18 protein-coding genes are annotated in these 18,056 nt (G+C 68.2%); 13 read left to right on the top strand and 5 right to left on the bottom strand.

Annotated features, from left to right (window positions below):
• Positions 1-3: 3 nt before the first annotated feature.
• Both LF63_RS16365 and LF63_RS14055 read left to right on the top strand, forming a co-directional pair.
• Positions 4-126 (top strand): hypothetical protein, encoded by a 123-nt coding sequence (locus tag LF63_RS16365; protein WP_268746059.1) that lies wholly within the window; start codon positions 4-6, stop codon positions 124-126.
• Between the two features lie 59 nt (positions 127-185).
• Positions 186-1,052: a cytochrome c oxidase subunit 3 gene (locus tag LF63_RS14055; protein ID WP_043104152.1), complete on the top strand. Its 867-nt coding sequence runs from the start codon at positions 186-188 to the stop codon at positions 1,050-1,052.
• A gap of 149 nt (positions 1,053-1,201) precedes the next feature.
• Here the strand turns inward: LF63_RS14055 and LF63_RS14050 are convergent, their stop codons facing one another.
• Positions 1,202-1,417, bottom strand: coding sequence for a twin transmembrane helix small protein (locus LF63_RS14050; protein ID WP_043104150.1), 216 nt, complete (start codon positions 1,415-1,417; stop codon positions 1,202-1,204).
• Positions 1,418-1,476: 59 nt separating this feature from the next.
• Between LF63_RS14050 and LF63_RS14045 the strand changes: the two genes are divergently transcribed.
• From LF63_RS14045 to LF63_RS14000, 10 genes are all read left to right on the top strand, one after another.
• Positions 1,477-2,214 carry an SURF1 family protein gene (locus LF63_RS14045; RefSeq protein WP_043104147.1) on the top strand — a complete coding sequence of 246 codons (738 nt, stop codon included), beginning with the start codon at positions 1,477-1,479 and terminating at the stop codon, positions 2,212-2,214.
• Positions 2,207-2,770: a hypothetical protein gene (locus LF63_RS14040; RefSeq protein WP_043104144.1), complete on the top strand. Its 564-nt coding sequence runs from the start codon at positions 2,207-2,209 to the stop codon at positions 2,768-2,770. The genes LF63_RS14045 and LF63_RS14040 overlap by 8 nt, the downstream gene beginning before the upstream one ends.
• On the top strand, positions 2,770-3,927 hold the full coding sequence (locus LF63_RS14035) for a COX15/CtaA family protein (protein WP_052395299.1): 1,158 nt from the start codon (positions 2,770-2,772) through the stop codon (positions 3,925-3,927). The genes LF63_RS14040 and LF63_RS14035 overlap by 1 nt, the downstream gene beginning before the upstream one ends.
• Positions 3,928-3,995: 68 nt before the next feature.
• Entirely contained in the window at positions 3,996-4,898 is a 903-nt protein-coding gene (locus LF63_RS14030; protein ID WP_043104491.1) for a heme o synthase, read from the top strand.
• 26 nt (positions 4,899-4,924) lie between these two features.
• The gene (locus LF63_RS14025; protein WP_043104141.1) at positions 4,925-5,587 is read left to right on the top strand and encodes a response regulator transcription factor; all 663 of its coding nucleotides are present in this window, start codon (positions 4,925-4,927) and stop codon (positions 5,585-5,587) included.
• A gap of 28 nt (positions 5,588-5,615) precedes the next feature.
• Positions 5,616-6,968 (top strand): sensor histidine kinase, encoded by a 1,353-nt coding sequence (locus LF63_RS14020; RefSeq protein WP_161782355.1) that lies wholly within the window; start codon positions 5,616-5,618, stop codon positions 6,966-6,968.
• Positions 6,969-7,048: 80 nt separating this feature from the next.
• Positions 7,049-8,101 carry an efflux RND transporter periplasmic adaptor subunit gene (locus tag LF63_RS14015; RefSeq protein WP_161782354.1) on the top strand — a complete coding sequence of 351 codons (1,053 nt, stop codon included), beginning with the start codon at positions 7,049-7,051 and terminating at the stop codon, positions 8,099-8,101.
• A 1-nt stretch (position 8,102) separates the two neighbouring features.
• Positions 8,103-11,180: an efflux RND transporter permease subunit gene (locus tag LF63_RS14010; protein WP_043104135.1), complete on the top strand. Its 3,078-nt coding sequence runs from the start codon at positions 8,103-8,105 to the stop codon at positions 11,178-11,180.
• Positions 11,181-11,183: 3 nt separating this feature from the next.
• Positions 11,184-11,495: a DUF3240 family protein gene (locus LF63_RS14005; protein ID WP_043104133.1), complete on the top strand. Its 312-nt coding sequence runs from the start codon at positions 11,184-11,186 to the stop codon at positions 11,493-11,495.
• Positions 11,492-12,805 (top strand): TolC family protein, encoded by a 1,314-nt coding sequence (locus LF63_RS14000; RefSeq protein WP_081945285.1) that lies wholly within the window; start codon positions 11,492-11,494, stop codon positions 12,803-12,805. Before LF63_RS14005 ends, LF63_RS14000 begins: the two co-directional genes overlap by 4 nt.
• 119 nt (positions 12,806-12,924) lie before the next feature.
• On the opposite strand, the gene LF63_RS13995 is transcribed toward LF63_RS14000, so the two are convergent.
• The 4 genes from LF63_RS13995 to LF63_RS13980 all read right to left on the bottom strand — a co-directional run bounded on the left by LF63_RS13995 (position 12,925) and on the right by LF63_RS13980 (position 16,514).
• On the bottom strand, positions 12,925-14,103 hold the full coding sequence (locus LF63_RS13995; protein ID WP_043104131.1) for a BaiN/RdsA family NAD(P)/FAD-dependent oxidoreductase: 1,179 nt from the start codon (positions 14,101-14,103) through the stop codon (positions 12,925-12,927).
• Positions 14,100-14,444 carry an EF-hand domain-containing protein gene (locus LF63_RS13990; RefSeq protein WP_184655084.1) on the bottom strand — a complete coding sequence of 115 codons (345 nt, stop codon included), beginning with the start codon at positions 14,442-14,444 and terminating at the stop codon, positions 14,100-14,102. The genes LF63_RS13995 and LF63_RS13990 overlap by 4 nt, the downstream gene beginning before the upstream one ends.
• Positions 14,444-15,037 carry a GTP cyclohydrolase I FolE gene (gene folE, locus LF63_RS13985; RefSeq protein WP_043104129.1) on the bottom strand — a complete coding sequence of 198 codons (594 nt, stop codon included), beginning with the start codon at positions 15,035-15,037 and terminating at the stop codon, positions 14,444-14,446. The genes LF63_RS13990 and folE overlap by 1 nt, the downstream gene beginning before the upstream one ends.
• A gap of 115 nt (positions 15,038-15,152) precedes the next feature.
• Complete coding sequence (locus tag LF63_RS13980) at positions 15,153-16,514, bottom strand: DNA recombination protein RmuC (protein WP_052395288.1); 1,362 nt, start codon at positions 16,512-16,514, stop codon at positions 15,153-15,155.
• A 180-nt stretch (positions 16,515-16,694) separates the two neighbouring features.
• Here LF63_RS13980 and LF63_RS13975 point away from each other — a divergent pair, with 180 nt between their 5' ends.
• The gene (locus LF63_RS13975; protein WP_043104127.1) at positions 16,695-17,885 is read left to right on the top strand and encodes an NAD(P)/FAD-dependent oxidoreductase; all 1,191 of its coding nucleotides are present in this window, start codon (positions 16,695-16,697) and stop codon (positions 17,883-17,885) included.
• The last annotated feature ends 171 nt before the right edge of the window (positions 17,886-18,056 follow it).

The raw sequence follows: 18,056 nt of genomic DNA, 5'->3' as shown, positions 1-18,056 counted from the left end.
GGCATGCAGCAGCCGGCATCGTTTGATCCCGCCCAGCGCCGCGCCGCGGTGCGGCGCACGGTGGGTTTCCTGGTCGCGGCGATCGTCGTGATCCTGGGGTTGTTCCTGCTGCAGTTCGTCGTCTGAATCGGATCGAGTACATCGGGGCGCGGCCCCGGTCAAGTTCATCACGGGAATAGAAAACCATGGCTCAGCAAGGCGCCTACTACGTACCGCATCACAGCGTGTGGCCCATCGTCGGCTCCGTCGGTCTGTTCACGACCATGTTCGGCGCCGCCCACTGGCTCAACGATGCGGGCTCGTTCGGTCGTCCGATGTTCTTCATCGGTCTGGCGATCGTGATCTTCACGCTGTTCGGCTGGTTCAACTCGGTGATCCGCGAATCGATCAAGGGCAGCTACAACAGCCAGGTCGACGTGTCCTTCCGCATGGGCATGATGTGGTTCATCTTCTCGGAAGTGATGTTCTTCGGCGCGTTCTTCGGCGCACTGTTCTACACCCGCATGTTCTCGGTGCCCTGGCTGGGCGGCGAAGGCCACGGCCTGTTCACCCATCACTACCTGTGGGACCAGTACGCGGCGGCGTGGCCGACCAACGGCCCGGGCGACGTCGGCGGCTCCTTCAGCACCGTCTCGCCGTGGGGCCTGCCGCTGCTGAACACGCTGATCCTGCTGACCTCCAGCGTGACCATCACCATCGCGCACCACGCGCTGCGCGCCGGGCGCCGCAAGCAGCTGCTGGTGTTCCAGGCCCTGACCGTGCTGCTCGGCGCGACCTTCCTGTATTTCCAGGCGCACGAATACATGGAGGCCTACGAGCACCTGAACCTGACGCTGCAGAGCGGCGTGTACGGTTCGACCTTCTTCATGCTGACCGGCTTCCACGGCCTGCACGTGACCCTGGGCACGATCATGCTGATCGTGATCTGGTTCCGCTGCGCCAAGGGTCATTTCAACAAGGAAAACCACTTCGGCTTCGAGGCCGTGGCGTGGTACTGGCATTTCGTCGACGTGGTCTGGCTGTGCCTGTTCCTGTTCGTCTACATCATGTGAGCGCGCGGTCGTCCGCGACCGCGAACCGCCACAAAAAACCCGCCGATTCGGCGGGTTTTTTGTGGACGATGTCCGTGCAAGCGCGGGTGGGGCGCGGTCAACTGACGCGCATGCGCACGCCCGCAGCGTGGAACGGTAGAATAGGGCGCTTAACCGCCGACGCCGTGCGGGTGCAGCCAGCCGGCCCAGATGCCCACGATCACCATCAGGATCAGCAGCAGCGAGAGGCCGATGCGACGGGTCAGCGCCCACACCGTCCGCTTGTTTTCGCCGGTGTCCTTCATCATGAAATACAGCGCTTGGCCGAGATTGAAAATAACGATGGCCAGGACGATCACCAGGGCCGCTTTGTATACGCTTTCCACGGGACGATTCCATTGCGACTTGAGCTTTGCAGTATAACGCCGCGTTCCGGGGTGTCCGCATGATCCGCCTGCGACGTCCGTCGTGGTTTGCGGTGCTGCTGACCCTGTTCGGCGTGGTGTTTTTCGTGCGCCTGGGCGTATGGCAGCTGCATCGCGCCGCGGAAAAGGAAGTGTTGCTGCGTCGCTTTGCCACGGCGGCGACGGCGCCGATCCAGGATTTCGCCAGTGTGCAGCGCGGCGCGCTGCCGGAGCGCTATCCGCATCTGGCCGTGCGCGGGCATTTCGTGGCCGGCCGCAGCTACATGCTCGACGATCAGAACAAGGGCGGTCGTCCGGGCGTGCAGGTCTACGCGCCATTCCAGCCGGATGGGCATCCGCGCCTGCTGCTGGTCGATCTCGGCTTCCTGCCGCGCGAGGGTGCGGACCTCAAGCTGCCGCAGTTGCCGCCGATCCAGTCCGGCGAAGTCGAGCTGCGCGGCATCTACGTGCCGCCGCCGGCGCCCGGCTTCAAGATGGGCGGCAATGCGCTGGCCCGCGAGACGACCTGGCCGAAGCTGACCACCTACATCGACATGGACCAGATCGCGGCGGATCTGCACGCCACGCTCTACCCGCGTGCCCTGCTGCTGGACGCGGACCCCGCGCAGGCGTACGTGCGCGAGTGGACGCCGGGCTTCATGCCGCCCGCGCGCCACTACGGCTATGCCTTCCAGTGGTTCTCGTTCGCCATCGCCGCGATCGCGATCTTCGTGATCATGCACCGCAAGAAGCCCGAAACCGGAGACGACGATGAATGATCCCAGTCCTGCCTCGCGCCGGGCGAGCCGCATCAAGCTGCTGCTGGTGGCGGCCGTGTTCGCCATGCCGCTGCTGGTGGCGATGATCCTGAGCCTGGCCGGCTGGCAGCCGGGTACGCGCAGTCACGGCGATCCGATTCTGCCGCAGCGCAGTTTCGCCAAGATCGACATCCGCCTGGCCGATGGCAAGACCTACGCCTGGAAGGACAGCGAGCCGCGCATGACGCTGCTGGCGCTGCCCGGCAGCGACTGCATGGACAACTGCATGCGCCTGCTGCATCTGATGAGCAACGCGCGCGTCACCCTGAACAAGAACGCCGACCGCCTGCGCCTGCTGTACGTGGGCGAGCCGCCGCACGGCCCCAAGGCGGCCGCGGTGATGCAGGACTGGCAGGTCGGCAGCGACGTCGAGCAGAAGCTGGCCTCGTTCCGTCCGCGCGGTCCGGACAGCGTGGCCGCAATCCTGGTCGAGTCCAACGGCACGGCGCTGACGCTGTACCGCGCCGGCTTCGATCCGAACGGTCTGAAGAAAGATCTGCAAAAGGTGATCCGCTGATGCTGCGCGCCGTCTCCCGTCTCTCGTGGCCGGCGCGGCTGGCCTGGTTCGCCGCGATCTTCGCCTTCGGCGTGGTGATGTTCGGCGCCTTCGTACGCTTGTCGAATGCCGGCCTGTCGTGTCCGGACTGGCCGACCTGCTACGGTCAGATCGCCTGGCCGCACCACGCGCACGAAGTGGCGCAGGCCGACGCCGCGTTTCCGCAGCGTCCGGTGGAGCCGGGCAAGCCGTGGCGCGAGCAGTTCCACCGCATGATCGCCGGCACGCTGGGCGTGCTGGTGCTGACGCTGGCGGTGGTGGCGGTGTGGCGTCGCCGCTGGGCGCGCTGGACGGTGATCGGCACGGCCGTGGCTGCGGCGCTGGGCACGGGCATGTACATCGGCGGCGAGCATGTGATCTCCTCGGTGCTGGCCGCCATCGCCATCGCCGCGCCGCTGTTCGTGGCCGCGAAGCTGACGCGCGCGCCGCCGTGGCGCATCGCCGTGATCGCGCTGGCGCTGGTGATCTTCCAGGCCATGCTCGGCATGTGGACGGTAACGCTGCTGTTGAAACCCATCGTCGTCACCGGACATCTGCTCGGCGGCATGGCGACGTTCGCCCTGTTGGCCTACATCGCGCTGCGTTTCACGCCGGTCGGCGCCGACGGCGAGGAGCATGCGCGGCTGCGCCGGTTCGTGGCGTTCGGCATCGTGCTGCTGGCGGCGCAGATCTTCCTCGGCGGCTGGACCAGCACCAACTACGCCGCGCTGGCCTGCGGCGTGGGCGACAGCGCCTTCCCGCACTGCCTCGGGCAGTGGTGGCCGGCGACCGATTTCCATCAGGGCTTCGTGCTGTGGCGCGGCATCGGCGTGAACTACGAGGGCGGCATCCTCGACGGTCCGGCGCGCACCGCGATCCAGATGGCGCACCGCATCGGCGCGCTGGTGGTGTTCGTGTACCTGGGCTGGCTGTCGCACAGGGTGGCGCGCGCCGGGCTGCGCGCGTTCGGCATCGGCATCGCCGTGACCCTGGTCGCGCAAGTGCTGCTGGGCATCAGCAACGTGCACTTCGGCCTGCCGCTGCCGGTGGCCACCGCGCACAACGGCATGGCGGCGCTGCTGCTGTTCAGCCTGCTGGCGACCCTGGCGCGGACCCAGAAGCGGCTCGAAGCCGTGTAAACTGTGCGGTTCGCGTGCGGCGGTCGTCGATGGCCGCGCGCCGAGGACCGACTGGAGTCGCCGTGAAGATGCCCTTCGCCGAATACTGGGAGCTGACCAAGCCGCGCGTCGTCGCGCTGCTGGTGTTCTGCGCCGTGATCGGCATGTTCCTGGCCGTGCCCGGTCTGCCGCCGCTGAAGCCGTTCGTGTTCGGCTCGCTGGGCATCTGGATGGCCTCGGCCTCGGCGGCCGCCTTCAACCACCTAATCGACGAGCGCATCGACAAGCTGATGACGCGCACCGCGCACCGGCCGCTGGCGACCGGCCAGCTCAGCGCCAGGCAGGTGTTCGCGTTCGCCTTCGTGCTCGGCATCGTCTCGATGCTGGTGCTGACGGTGCTGGTCAACTGGATGACCGCGGCGCTGACCTTCGCCTCGCTGATCGGCTACGCGGTGATCTACACCGCCTTCCTCAAGCGCGCCACGCCGCAGAACATCGTCATCGGCGGCATCGCTGGCGCGGCTCCGCCGCTGCTGGGATGGTCGGCTGTCACCGGCATGACCGGCGAGCGCGACTGGGCCTATGCGCTGCTGCTGGTGCTGATCATTTTCGTCTGGACGCCGCCGCATTTCTGGGCGCTGGCGATCTTCCGCCGCGAGGATTATTCGCGCGCGCAGGTGCCGATGCTGCCGGTCACGCACGGCGTGGAGTACACGCGCTGGCACGTGCTGTTCTACACGATCCTGCTGTTCGTGGTGACGCTGCTGCCGGTGCTGACCGGCATGAGCGGCGTGCTGTATCTCGGCGGCGCGGTGGTGCTGGGCGGCGGCTTCCTCTACTACGCCGTGCGTCTGATGAAGCCGCCCGACGAGTTCTATCCGATGAAGGTGTTCCGCTACTCGATCACCTACCTCATGGCACTGTTCGCCTTCCTGCTGTTCGATCATTGGCTGGTCGACCCGATGGTGCATCTGGGCACGATGGCCGGTTAGGATGATCTGAACGAGGGAGACCGGGCATGCGTCTGCTGGTGGTCGAGGATTCGCCGAACCTGGGACGCGACCTGCGTGAATCGCTGGCGCGGGACGGGCATGCCGTGGATCTCGCCGCCGACGGCGCCGAGGCGCTGCGGTTCCTGGCCAGTTATGCCTACGACGCCGTGGTGCTGGATCTGATGATGCCGCGCGTGGATGGCTGGACGGTGCTGCGGAAACTGAACGGGCACGACTCGCGGCCGCGGGTTCTGGTGCTTTCGGCGCGCGATCAGGTCGAGGATCGCGTCGAGGCGCTGCACCTCGGCGCCGACGACTACATGGTCAAGCCGTTTTCCTACGACGAGCTTTCCGCCCGCCTGCAGGCGCTGGCGCGACGCAGCGTACAGTCGGATCCGGTGCTGCAACTGGGCGCGGTGGAGATTCATCCGCGCGCGCGTCAGGTGCGCGTCGACGGCGAGGCCCTGGCGCTCACGCCCAAGGAGTACGCCCTGCTGGAGACCCTCAGCGCCGAACGCGGGCGGGTCATGACCCGGACGGCGCTGTTCGAGCGGCTTTACGACGCGCGCAGTGAATCTTCGGACAAGGTCATCGAGGTGCTGGTCAGCACACTGCGAGGAAAGTTGGCCCGGGCCGGCGTGAAGGACCTGGTGCAGACGCGTCGGGGGTACGGCTATGTGGTCGAGTGAGCGGCGGCCGCTGTCGATCCGCCTGCGCTTGCTGCTGTTTCTCTTCGCCGGGCTGGGCATCCTGATGCTCGGTCTGTTCCTGCTGCTGGATCGCGGTCTGGACCGGCAGATCTACGGCCGGCTCGATCAGAGGCTGCATGCTCGCGCGCACGCCATCTCGGTCTTGCTGGAGTCGCGTCCGACCCAGGAAGCGCTGGCGCAGTTGCAGGCGATGAGTCCGGAGTACGCCGGTGGCGGGCACAAGGATTTCCTGCAGCTGTGGGATGCGGCGGGGCACACGCTGCTGACCTCGGGCAGCAACCGCGACGCCAAGCTGACTCTGCCGCATGCGGTGCCGGCCAATGCGCCGTATTTTTACGACCTGACGCTTCCGGACGGCCATCACGGCCGTGCGATCGCCGTGCGCGTGAGGCTGCTCGGCGATGGTAGCGAAGCCACGCTGGCCGTGGCCGAGGAACGCGAGCAGGTCGATGCGCTGGAACGACAGGTGCACGTGGCCCTGGTCAGCGGCGTGATGCTGACGTCGCTGATCGCCGTGCTGCTTGCCTTCCTGGCGGTGCGTGGCGGCCTGCGCCCCTTGCTCGCGTTCGGCGGTACGGTGCGTGAAGGCGCCGAGTCGGCGGATCTGCGGCCGGACACGCTGCCACGCGAATTGCGCCCGCTGGCTCACGCGCTGAACGATGCCTTCGGCGGTCTGCGCCGCGCCCTGCAGCGGGAACGCCGTTTCGCGCGCGACGTGGCACACGAACTGCGTACGCCGCTGGCCGAGATTCGCACCGCGGTGGAGCTGGCGCGTCGGGATGCGCAGGCGTCGCCAGCGCTGGAAGGCGCGCTGGATGCCACCGAGCGCATGAGCCGCTGCATCGACGGTCTGCTGGCCCTGTCGCGCTACGAATCGGGCATGCAGAAGGCGCAACTGGAGCCGGTCGACCTGTCGGCCCTGTTGCGGCACTCCCTGCAGTTGGCCACGGGTTCGGCGCAGCGCAGGAATGTGCGGATGGACCTGGATGCCCCGTCCGAATGCTGGACGCAGACCGACGCGGCCCTGCTCGAACGCGTGATCGACAATCTGCTGCTGAACGCCGCCGAACATGCACCGGAAGGCAGCCAGGTCGCCGTGTGCCTGCGGTGTGCGCAGGAGCACGTCGGGCTGCGCTTCGGCAATCCGGCGCCGGATCTGAAATCCGGTGATTTGCAGCGTTTCGGCGAGCGCTTCTGGCGCAAGTCGCCCGCGCGTGAGGCCAGCCGTCACGGTGGGCTTGGGTTGGCACTGGCGCAGAGCCTGGCTGAAATACTGAATCTGCGTCTGGATTTTCATCTGGACGGGGGCTGGCTCTGGGCCGAACTCGGCGGGCTGCTCCGCCTCGATCTCGCCGAGTGACGGACGAGCCGACGTTTTAAGCTTGTTCAAAGCCGATCTGCGGATGCTCGATCGTACGAATGGGTACATCGAGGTCCGTCATGCGTCGAGTATTGCTGGCCGGCATCCTGCTGGCGGTATCCGCAAGTCCCGCGATGGCCGGGACGCTGCTGAAGGTGTCCGCTTCGCAGCGCCAGGCCATGGGCATCCGTACCGCTGAGGTCAAGGCCGCGGCCCACGTGCCGGTGGATGGCTTGCCGGCCACGGTGCGTGCGCCGTTGCAGGAAAGCGCCGTGGTCACTGCGCCGTATGCCGGCATCACGGTCGCCGTGCTCGCGCGCGAGGGGACGCAGGTCGAGCGCGGTCAGCCGCTGGCCCGCATCCAGAGCCGCGAGGCCATGCAGCTGGGCGCCGACCTGGCTGCGGCACGGGGCGACTACCGGGTCGCCCGGGCGCAGGCCGAGCGCGACCGTCAGTTGCTGGCCGAGGGCATCATTCCTTCCAGCCGCGTACAGGCGGCGGTGGCGCGACGCGATGCTGCCGCGGCGCATCTGCAGGCCTTGCAGGCCGCCCGCGCGATGGCGCCGGTAGCGGCCGGTGCGCCGCCGGGCACCTATGAATTGCGCGCGCCATTAGCCGGTCGCGTCCTCGAGCGCAGCCTGCGTCTGGGCGAGCCGGTGGCTGCACTGGACAAGGCGTTCATGGTTGCCGAGGCGGGTCGCGGCATGCTGGAGATGCAGGTGCCGGCACGCTATGCGGCGCGTCTGCGCACAGGTCTGCCGGTGCGCACCGTCGACGGCGCGACCGGCGCCCTGAGCGAGATCGGCGCGGCCGTCGACCGCCACAGCCAGACAGTGCTGGTGCGCGCGAGCATGCGCGGCGAGATGCTGCTGCCGGGGCAGCAGACCAGCGCCACGCTGCTGCTGCCGGCTCCCGCGCATGCCTGGACGCTGCCGTCCGGCGCGCTGGCCGAGTTCGAGGGTCGCAAGATCGTCTTCGTCGAACGCAACGGCGGTTTCGAGGTGGTGCCGGTGACGCCGCAGGCGCAGACCGGCGAGGGTCTCAGCGTGGTCACGGGCGCGCTGGCCGCGAAGCTGCGCGTGGTGGTGTCGGGGACCGGTGCGCTGAAGGCCATGCTGGTGGCGGGGGAATGACATGCTGCGCCGCCTGATCGGATTCTCCCTGTCGCAACGCCTGCTGGTGCTGCTGGGCGCGCTGGCGATCGTCGGTGCGGGCGTCTGGGCCTATCTGAAGCTGCCCATCGATGCCTATCCGAACATCGCCCCCACGCAGGTCAAGCTGATCCTGAAGGCCCCCGGCATGACGCCGGAAGAGGTCGAGACGCGCGTGGTGGTGCCGCTGGAAATGGAACTGCTGGGCATTCCGCATGCACAGATGCTGCGTTCGATGTCCAAGTACGCAATCGCCGACATCACCCTCGATTTCGACGAGGGCACCGACATCTACTGGGCGCGCCAGCAGGTCTCGGAGCGTTTCGCGGCAGCGGCCGGCGAACTGCCGGGCGATGTCAGCGGCGGGCTGGCGCCGATCGCCACGCCGTTGTCGGACATGTTCATGTTCACCATCGAGGGCGGCGGTCTGAGTCTGGCCGAGCGGCGCACGCTGCTGGACTGGACCATCCGTCCGGCGTTGCGGACGATCCCCGGCGTGGCCGATCTCAACGCGTTGGGCGGCAAGGTGCGCACGTTCCTGGTCACGCCCGATCGTGCACGGCTGTCGGCGGCCGGATTGCATTTCCGCGACGTGGCCGATGCGGTGATGCGCAACAACCGCAACGACGGCTCGGGCCGTCTGCGCGATGGCGACGAAACGCTGATCGTGCGCGCCGAGGGGGCCGTGCGCACGCTGGACGATCTGCGTCGTGTGGTGGTGGCCACGCGCGATGGCACGCTGTTGCGCGTGGACGATCTGGCCCAGGTCCGCTACGGCAGTCTGACGCGCTACGGCGCGGTCACGCGCGATGGCGCCGGCGAAGCCGTCGAGGGTCTGGTGGTCGGCCTGCGCGGCGCCGATGCGTCGAAAGTGGTCGATGCCGTGCGCGCACGGCTGGATTCCTTGCAGTCGGCCCTGCCCGAGGGCGCGCGCATCGAAGTCTTCTATGACCGCGGGGCGCTGATCGAGCGCGCCGTGGACACGGTGCGCAGCGCGCTGATCGAGGCCACCGTGCTGGTGGTGATCCTGCTGCTGCTGTTCCTCGGCGACGTGCGCGCCGCGGTGGTGGTGTCGCTGACCTTGCCGCTGGCGGTGCTGATCGCGTTCCTGATGATGCATGTGTTCGGGCTCAGCGCGAATCTGATGAGTCTGGGCGGTCTGGCCATCGCCATCGGCCTGCTGGTCGACGCGGCGGTGGTGGTGGTGGAGAACACCGTCAGTCACCTGGTGCCCGGTCGCAACGCCAGCGAGTTGCCGAAGCTGCATCGCGTCTACCGTTCGGTGGCCGAGGTGGCACGGCCGGTGGTCTCGGGCATCGCCATCATCTGCCTGGTGTTCATGCCGCTGCTCACGTTGCAGGGATTGGAAGGCAAGCTGTTCGGGCCGGTGGCCCTGACCATCATCTTCGCCCTGGCGGCCTCGCTGCTGTTGTCGATGACCGTGGTGCCGGTGCTGTGCTCGATGCTGCTGCGCGAGCGCCCGCACAAGGAGCCGTGGCTGATGCGCCAGATCGAGCGCGGCTACCGGCCGCTGCTGGAATGGTCGCTGGCGCATGCGCGCTGGATGGGCGTGATCGCGGGCGTCGCCCTGGCGGTCGGCGTCGTCGCCTACATGGCCACCGGCAAGACCTTCATGCCGACCATGGATGAGGGCGATGTGCTGATGCAGTTGACCAAGCCGCCGTCGATCAGCCTGGAAGCTTCGCGCGACCAGGATCTGGCCATCGAGCGCGCCATCAAGCAGCGGGTGCCCGAGGTCGAGCACGTGGTCGCGCGGCTGGGCTCGGACGAGTTGGGCCTGGACCCGATGAGTCTCAACGAGACCGACATGTTCCTGCAGCTCAAGCCGAAGGATCGCTGGCGCGTGCCGGACAAGAACTGGCTGGAGGATCAGCTGCGCGCCGTGATGAAGGACTTCCCGGGCATCGAGTACGGTTTCACCCAGCCGATCCAGATGCGCGTGTCGGAGATGCTGACCGGCAGCCGTGGCGACATCGCGGTGAAGGTGTTCGGGCCGGATCTGGCCACGCTCAACCAGATCGCCAACCGCATTGCCGCGATGCTAGAAAAGACCCCGGGCAGCCAGGACGTGATCGCGCAGACCCAGGAGGGCGTGCGTTATCTCGGCGTGCGCATCGACCGTCAGGCCGCCGGTCGGTACGGCCTGGACGTGGCGGCGGTGCAAGACGAACTGCGCGGCCAGCTCGAGGGCATGCGTGCGGGCAACGTGCTGGAACAGCAGCGCCGCGTGCCGATCCTGGTGCGAGGCGAAGCGCGCATGGCCGATACGCAGGAGCTGTTCGAGCGCATGAACCTGGCCACGACCGACGGCATGCAGGTGCCGTTGGAGCGCATCGCCGCGCTCGAAGCGACGACCGGTCCGATGCAGATCCGCCGCGAGAACGGTTCGCGCTTCGCGCTGGTGCAATCCAATGTCGCCGGGCGCGATCTGGTCGGTTTCGTCGACGAGGTGCGGGCCGCGGTCGAGCGTGACATCCACCTGCCGACCGGCTATCGCGTCACCTGGGGCGGCCAGTTCGAGAACCAGCAACGCGCCGCGGCGCGTCTGGCGCTGGTGGTGCCGGTGTCGCTGGCGCTGATTTTCCTGGTGCTGTTCTCCACGTTCGGTTCGATCCGCCAGGCCGTGCTGATTCTGTGCAACGTGCCGTTCGCGCTGGTCGGCGGCATCGTCGCGCTGTGGCTTTCGGGGCAGTACCTGTCGGTGCCGGCCTCGGTCGGTTTCATCGCGCTGCTCGGCATCGCCGTGCTGAACGGACTGGTGCTGGTCTCCTATTTCAACCAGCTTCGCGCTGCCGGCATGAGTATGGACGAGGTGGTCCGCGAGGGTGCGATACGGCGCCTGCGCCCGGTGATGATGACGGCCTCCATTGCCGCGCTTGGCCTGGTGCCGCTGCTGTTCGCCAGCGGGCCGGGTTCGGAGGTGCAGAAGCCGCTCGCGGTCGTGGTGATCGGTGGCCTGGTGACCTGCACGGCCCTGACCCTTCTGCTGCTGCCGACCCTGTTCCGTCGATTCGGCGAGTCGCGCCGGGTAGAGGAGTGACGCATGAGTCCCCGACTGAAACGATTGACCATCCTGGCGCCGCGCGATCTCGAGGATGCGGTGCTGGAAACGCTGCTGGACATGCAGCCGGCCTTGCCCGGTTTCACCGCGCTCGCGGTGTCCGGTCATGGCGAGGATTTCGAGGGCGCGGGCGTGCAGGAGCAGGTCCGCGGCCGCATCGACCGCAGCATGGTCTGGCTGGTACTGCCCGAGGACGATGTCGAGCGCACGCTGACGCAGTTGCGTCGACGCATGCCGCATCCCGGCATCCTCTGGTGGGTGGAGCCCGTGGACGCGATGGGGAGGCTGGCATGAATCGCCGGATGCTGTATTCGATGCTGCTCGGGGCCGCGCTGGCGCCGATGACCGTCGGGTCGCAGCCGGCGGTACCTGCGGCGGAGGCCTCGCCGCTGCCGCCGGCCTCGCTGGCGCTGCGTGCGATCGAGCGCATGCCGGAGGTGCAGGCAGCCGCGGCGGAACTGGCGCGGGCCGAGGCCGATGCGCGTCTACGCGCGGTCGGTCCGCACGAGTTCCAGCTCAGCGTCACGCCGCAGCGACGCCGCGTGGAGGGCGGCCCGACGTTCAACGAGTGGGAAGCGCAAGTCAGCCGCGCCGTGCGTTGGCCGCGCAAGGCGCGGCTGGATCGGGAGATCGGCGCCAGCGGCGTGCAGGCCGCGCGGCTCAGCCTGGCCGATGCTCATCATGCCGGTGCGCGTCGCCTGCTGGGGTTGTGGTCGATGTGGCAGCGCGCCGAAGTGGTGGCGCAGCAGCAACATGCGCAGGTTGCATTGTGGACGCGCGACCGCAACGCCATCGCGCGTCGCGTGGAGCTGGGCGACGCGGCACAGCGCGATCGCGTCGCTGCCGATGCGGCGCTGGCCCAGGCGCGCGCCGCCGCCCTGCAGGCGGATGCGGATGCCGCAAGCGCGCGGCGCATGCTGGAAAGCGCTTTCCCCGATCTGCCCTTGCCCGCGCGTGTTCGTTTGCAGGCTGAACCTGCGGCCCTGAAAGGGAGTGATGCGCAATGGAGTGCGTGGATCGTCGAGCGCAGTCACGAAATCGGCGCGGCGCAGGCGCGAGCGCGGATGCTCGAGGCCGAATCGCAGCGCGCCCGGGCCGACCGCATGGCGGACCCGACCGTGGGCGTGCGTGTGCTCAATGATCTTGGCGGCCGTGAGCGCGCGGTCGGGCTGGTGCTGAGTGTGCCGATCGGCGTGCGACAGCGCGGTGCGCGCGCGGCGGCGGCGGAGGCCGGCGCGTGGGCGGCGCAGGCGGAGGTCGCGATGGTCCAGCGCGATGTCGTGCGCGATGCACGCGAGGCCGTGGCGCGGGCGCGCGCCTTGCAGGCTGTCTGGCGCAGCCGCGCGCAGGCGTTGCGGGCGGCCGACGACAGTGCGGCCCGGGAGGAGCGCGCCTATGCGTTGGGCGAAAGCGGCCTGGCGGAATTGCTGGCCGCACGTCGCGTGGCCTTGGAGGCGACCCTGGCCGAACGTCGCGCCGCGGTCGATGCGATCGAGGCCGTGGCTCGCGTCCAGGTCGATGCGCACGAGCTGTGGCACCACCATACGGGTGGTTCCGATCCCGACGAGCACGAGGACGCGGCGGTGCGGCTGCCCGATCTGTGATCCGGCGGCATCGTGACCGCAGCTCATCGCCGTGAAGCCGTGGTCGACAAGGATCGAGGCCGCCGGACCGGCGTCGGCCCCATGCGTATGCGGCAGTCTGGGTTTCGGGCGCGCCTGGACTAGACGGCCAGGCCTGCGGCATGGCCGGAGGCCCAGGCCCATTGGAAGTTGTAGCCGCCCAGCCAGCCGGTGACGTCGACGACCTCGCCGATGAAGTACAGGCCGGGGACATGCCTGGATGCCATGGTTTTCGAGGACAGGCCGTCGGTGTCGACGCCGCCGAGCGTGACTTCGGCGGTGCGGTAGCCCTCGCTGCCGCTGGCGACGATGGGCCAGGCTTTCAGGCGTCGGCCGATGTCGTCCAGAGCCGCGACGGCATACTGCCGCAGCGGGCGCTGGCCGAATTCGAGTTCGCACAGACGCTGCGCCAGGCGTTTGGGCAGCGCTTCGGACAGCAAGGTCTTCAGTTCGCGATCCGGGTGCGCTTCGCGTTGCGCGCCGAGCCAGGCCGATGCATCGGTGTCGGGCAGGAAGTCGATGTGCACCGTCTCGCCCGGCTGCCAGTACGAGGACACCTGCAGGATCGACGGCCCGCTGATGCCGCGATGGGTGAACAGCAGGCCGGCGCGAAAGGCCTTGCGCGCGCTGCGCGCTTCGACTTCGGGTACGGCGACGCCGCTGAGGTCGCTGTAGCGATCCAGGTGCTTGCCGCTGAGCGTCAGCGGCACCAGGCCGGCGCGCGTGGGCAGGACGGCGTGGCCGAAACGCCGGGCGAGGTCGTAGCCGAAGCCGCTCGCGCCCATGCTCGGGATCGACAGGCCGCCGCTGGCGATCACCAGCGATGCGCAGGCCATCGGTCCGTGCGTGGTGCGCAGCGCGAAGCCGTCGCCGTCGCGTTGCACGTCTTCGATGGTGCAACTGGTGCGGATGTCGACGCCGGCCTGCGCACATTCGTCCAACAGCATGCGCACGATCAGTTTCGAGGAGACGTCGCAGAACAGCTGGCCGCGTTCTTTCTCGTGGTAGGCGATGCCGTGCTTCTCGACCAGCGCGATGAAGTCGTGCGGCGTGTAGCGCGCCAGCGCGGACTTGGCGAAGTGCGGGTTGGCGCTGAGGTAGTTGTCCGGCGTGGTGCCGAGATTGGTGAAATTGCAGCGCCCGCCGCCGGACATCAGGATCTTCTTGCCGACGCGGTTGGCGTGGTCGAGCACGGTCACGCGACGTCCGCGCTGGCCGGCGATCAACGCGCACATCAGGCCCGCGGCGCCGCCGCCGATGACGATGACGTCGGGATTCATCGCGGCGGCGCGGCCAGCTCGCGGGCGTCGAGGAAGCCGTCGTGGTTGGCGTCCTGGCGATGGAAGGTCGCGGCGAGGTTGCGCAGGTACTGCGTCAGCGTGATGGCGCCGTGGCGGCGTGGACCGGGCGGCTGCTCGCCGACTTCGATCACGCCGTCGTGGTTGCGGTCCATGCTGCGGAAGCCCTGGCTCATGTGCGCCTGGTATTCGGCCAGACTGACGCGGCCGTCGCCGTTGCGGTCCATGATGCGCAGGTAGGCGTCGAGCGTGACGGGCGGGGTGGCCGACGCCAGCGCCGGCGTCAACAGGGACGCCGTCAGCAGCAGGCGCAGGCCGCGCATCAGTGGCCGTCGATGTCGATGAAACGCAGGAATTCGGCGCGGGTGCGCGCGTCCTCGCGGAAGGTGCCGAGCATCTGGCTGGTCACCATCGACACGCCGCGCTTGTGCACGCCGCGCGTGGTCATGCACTCGTGGCTGGCGTCGATGACGACGCCGACGCCGCGCGGCTGCAGGGTTTCCTGGATGCAGTTGGCGATCTGCGCCGTGAGCTTTTCCTGCACCTGGAAACGGCGGGCGTAGCCGTCCACCACGCGCGCCAGCTTGCTGATGCCGACGACCTTCTTGTCCGGCAGATAGCCGACGTGGGCGCGGCCGATGATCGGCGCCATGTGGTGTTCGCAGTGGCTCTCGAACTCGATGCCGCGCAGCACCACCAGCTCGTCGTAGCCCTCGACTTCCTCGAAGGTGCGGCGCAGGTACTCGCCCGGATCTTCCGTATAGCCGGAGAACCAGTCGCCGTAGGCCTTGACCACGCGCTTGGGCGTATCCAGCAGGCCTTCGCGCGAGGGGTCCTCGCCGGCCCAGCGCAGCAGCACGCGGACGGCTTCCTCGGCCTGTTCGCGGGTGACGTCGGTGTTGGACGGATCGCTCATGGGAAATCCTTTGCATGCAGACGTGTAGTGTAGCGTGAAGTGCCCGAATCGCCGCGGGCAGCGGGGCGTACGGGGCTTTATACGTCGACGATGCGTGGATGGATTCGTGCCGGATTCAGGGCGTGTCCGCGTCCGGTTCGGCCTCGGGCGAATCGTCCAGCGCCAGCCGTTCGGGCATGTCCTTGCGCGGCTTGACGCCGAAGGCGCGCAGGCGCTCGGCCTGGCGGACCAGACCGCGACTGGGATCGGTCAGCGCCTTTTCCGCATCGCGGGCGGCTTCGGTGGCCTTGGCGAGGGTGTCGTTGATGGTCACGATGTGCTCGCCGAATTTGCGCGCCGCCTCGTACATGAGCTCGCCGCGCTTGACGATCTTGTCCATGTTGCGCGTGGTCTTTTCCACGCGCCAGATGTAGTCGACCGTGCGCAGGACCGTGAACAGCGTATTCGGCGAAACCAGTGCGATATGGCGTTCCAGCGCGTACTGGGCCAGCGTCTTGTCGGCTTCGCTGGCGGCCATCAGGGCGCTTTCGATGGGCACGAACAGCAGCGTGAAATCCACGCTCTTGAGGCCGTAGAGCTTGGGGTAGTTCTTCTCCGAAAGGTCCTTGATGTGCCGACGGATGGACGCGCAGTGCTCTTTCAGCGCTTGCTCGCGCGCCGGCTCGTCGTCGCGGGCCTCGACATGCCGCTCGTAGGCCACCAGCGAGACTTTGGAATCGATGATGATGGCGCGTTCCTGCGGCAGGTCCAGCACCACGTCGGGCACCAGGCGCGCGCGGCTGTCGTCTTCGGTATGGCTGGCCTGGGTGCGGAAATTCACGCCCTCGTGCAGGCCGGCCAGTTCGAGCAGCTTCAGCAGCACCTGTTCGCCCCAGATGCCGCGGGTCTTGCTCTCGCCGCGCAGTGCGTTGGTCAGCGACTGCGCCTTGGCGCCGATATCCTGGTTCAGCTCAGTCAGGTGGCGAATCTGCGCGATCAGGCCCTCGCGGGCCTTGAGGTCGTCCTCGCGCGAGCGCTCCACCTTGGTCTTGAAGTCGCGCAGGGTCTCGCTGAAGGGGGTCAGCAGCGAAGCCAGGGTCTCCTTCTGCTGCTTGCCCAGCAGCGCGCCCTTTTCCTCGAGCAGCGAGCCGGCCAGCAGCTTGAATTCCTTGGTCATCGCCTCGCGGGTTTCGCCGAGGAGTTTTTCCGTGTCCTGCTCGCGCTGCCGAGCCGAGGCGACTTGCTGCTCCAGGCGTGCCGCCTGTTCGCGCTTTTCGGCCCATGCGTCGCGGGCCTGGCGCAGCTCTTCTTCCAGCACGGGCAGACGCTCGGCGGCCGCCTCGGCCTGGGCCAGGCGCTTGTCCGTCGCTTCGCGTTGTTCGCGCGCCTCGCGCGCTTCACGCGCAGCGGTGCGTCGGAGCCCGAGGTAGACGATCGCGGCACCGAGGGCCAGGCCCAGTACCAGGGCGCTCAGGACGGGCATCAGCAGTTCGGTCATGGGTGCAGGCGAATCCATGCGGTGGAAATCGATGCCACCAGTGTACGACGCCTCGTCTCAGATGCTGCGTCGCATCAGCCTGATGGCATGCCAGCCAAGTCGGGTTCAGCTGCCCGCGCAAGGCTCGTGTCACCATGGCGGGGTCGACCGAATCATCCCATTTCGAGCTGCGGAGGCATCATGGAACACAGCTACGAGTACCTCATCATCGGCGGCGGCATGACGGCGGATGCCGCGGTCGGCGCCATCCGCGAACGCGATCCGGAAGGACGCATCGGCCTGATCGGCGCCGAGCGCGAACCGCCCTACGAACGCCCGCCGCTGAGCAAGGCCCTGTGGAAGGGCGACAAAGAGGTCGCGTCTATCGACCTCGACACGCGCCGGCATCGGGTCGACATGCATCTGGGTCGCCGTGCGACCGCCCTGCATCGCGCCGACAAGACCGTGCGCGACGACCAGGGCGACACCTACCGCTACGACAAGCTGCTGCTGGCCACTGGCGCACGGGCGCGCACGTTGCCGTTCGAGGGCGAGCGCGTGATCGCCTTCCGCACCCAGGACGACTACCTGCGCCTGCGCCGCTTCGCCGTCGAGGGCGCGCACGTGGCCGTGGTCGGCGGCGGTTTCATCGGCGCCGAGCTGGCGGCCTCGCTGACCGACGCCGGCTGCAAGGTCAGCATGGTGTTCCCCGGTGACGCCATCGGTGCCGGGCGCTTCTCCGACGGTCTGGCCGACTTCCTCAACGACTACTACCGTCAGCGCGGCGTGGACCTGCGCCCCGGCGTGAAGGTCGAGGACGGCAAGGCTTCGGACGACGGCGTGAGCCTGACGCTTTCCGACGGCAGCACGCTGACGGCCGACGTCGCCGCCGCGGGGCTGGGCGTGGAGCCGGAGACCGCGCTGGCCGAGCAGGCCGGTCTGATGGTGGACAACGGCATCGTGGTCGACGCGCGCCTGCGCACCGCCGATCCGGCGATCTGGGCCGCCGGCGACGTGGCCTGCTTCCCGTCGCTGGCGTTGGGTCATCGCCGCCGCGTCGAGCACGAAAACGCCGCCATCAGCATGGGCCATCACGCCGGCTGCGGCATGGCCGGCGAGGATCGCGCCTACACCACGCAGCCGTTCTTCTATTCCGACCTGTTCGATCTCGGCTACGAGGCCGTGGGCGAGCTCGACGCGCGGCGTCTGGAAGTGGTCGAACACTGGGCCGAACCCTACCGGCGCGGTGTCACGTATTACATGGATGGTGGCCGCGTGCGCGGCGTGCTGTTGTGGAACGTGTGGGGCCAGACCGACGCGGCGGCCGAACTGATCGCCGCGCCCGGGCCCTACGACGGCGACAACCTGCGACACCGCATCCCGATGGGCTGAGCGCGGGTCGAGTGCGTCGCTTACTCGATCCGTGGCTTCTTGCAGTGAACTGCGGGTGCAGGTGGCGTGGATGATGCGGTCGCTCGTCCGGTAAGCTGCATCACCATGCGGGTACATCGGGGGCGCTATGGAGCGTTTCGCAGGGGAGGCGGAGCATCCTCGGGAAGACAC

Source organism: Oleiagrimonas soli, assembly GCF_000761445.1.
In the GTDB taxonomy this organism is placed as follows: Bacteria; Pseudomonadota; Gammaproteobacteria; order Xanthomonadales; family Rhodanobacteraceae; genus Oleiagrimonas; species Oleiagrimonas soli.
Note: the sequence above shows the minus strand (reverse complement) of the source record. Positions and strands in the feature narration are given on the sequence as shown.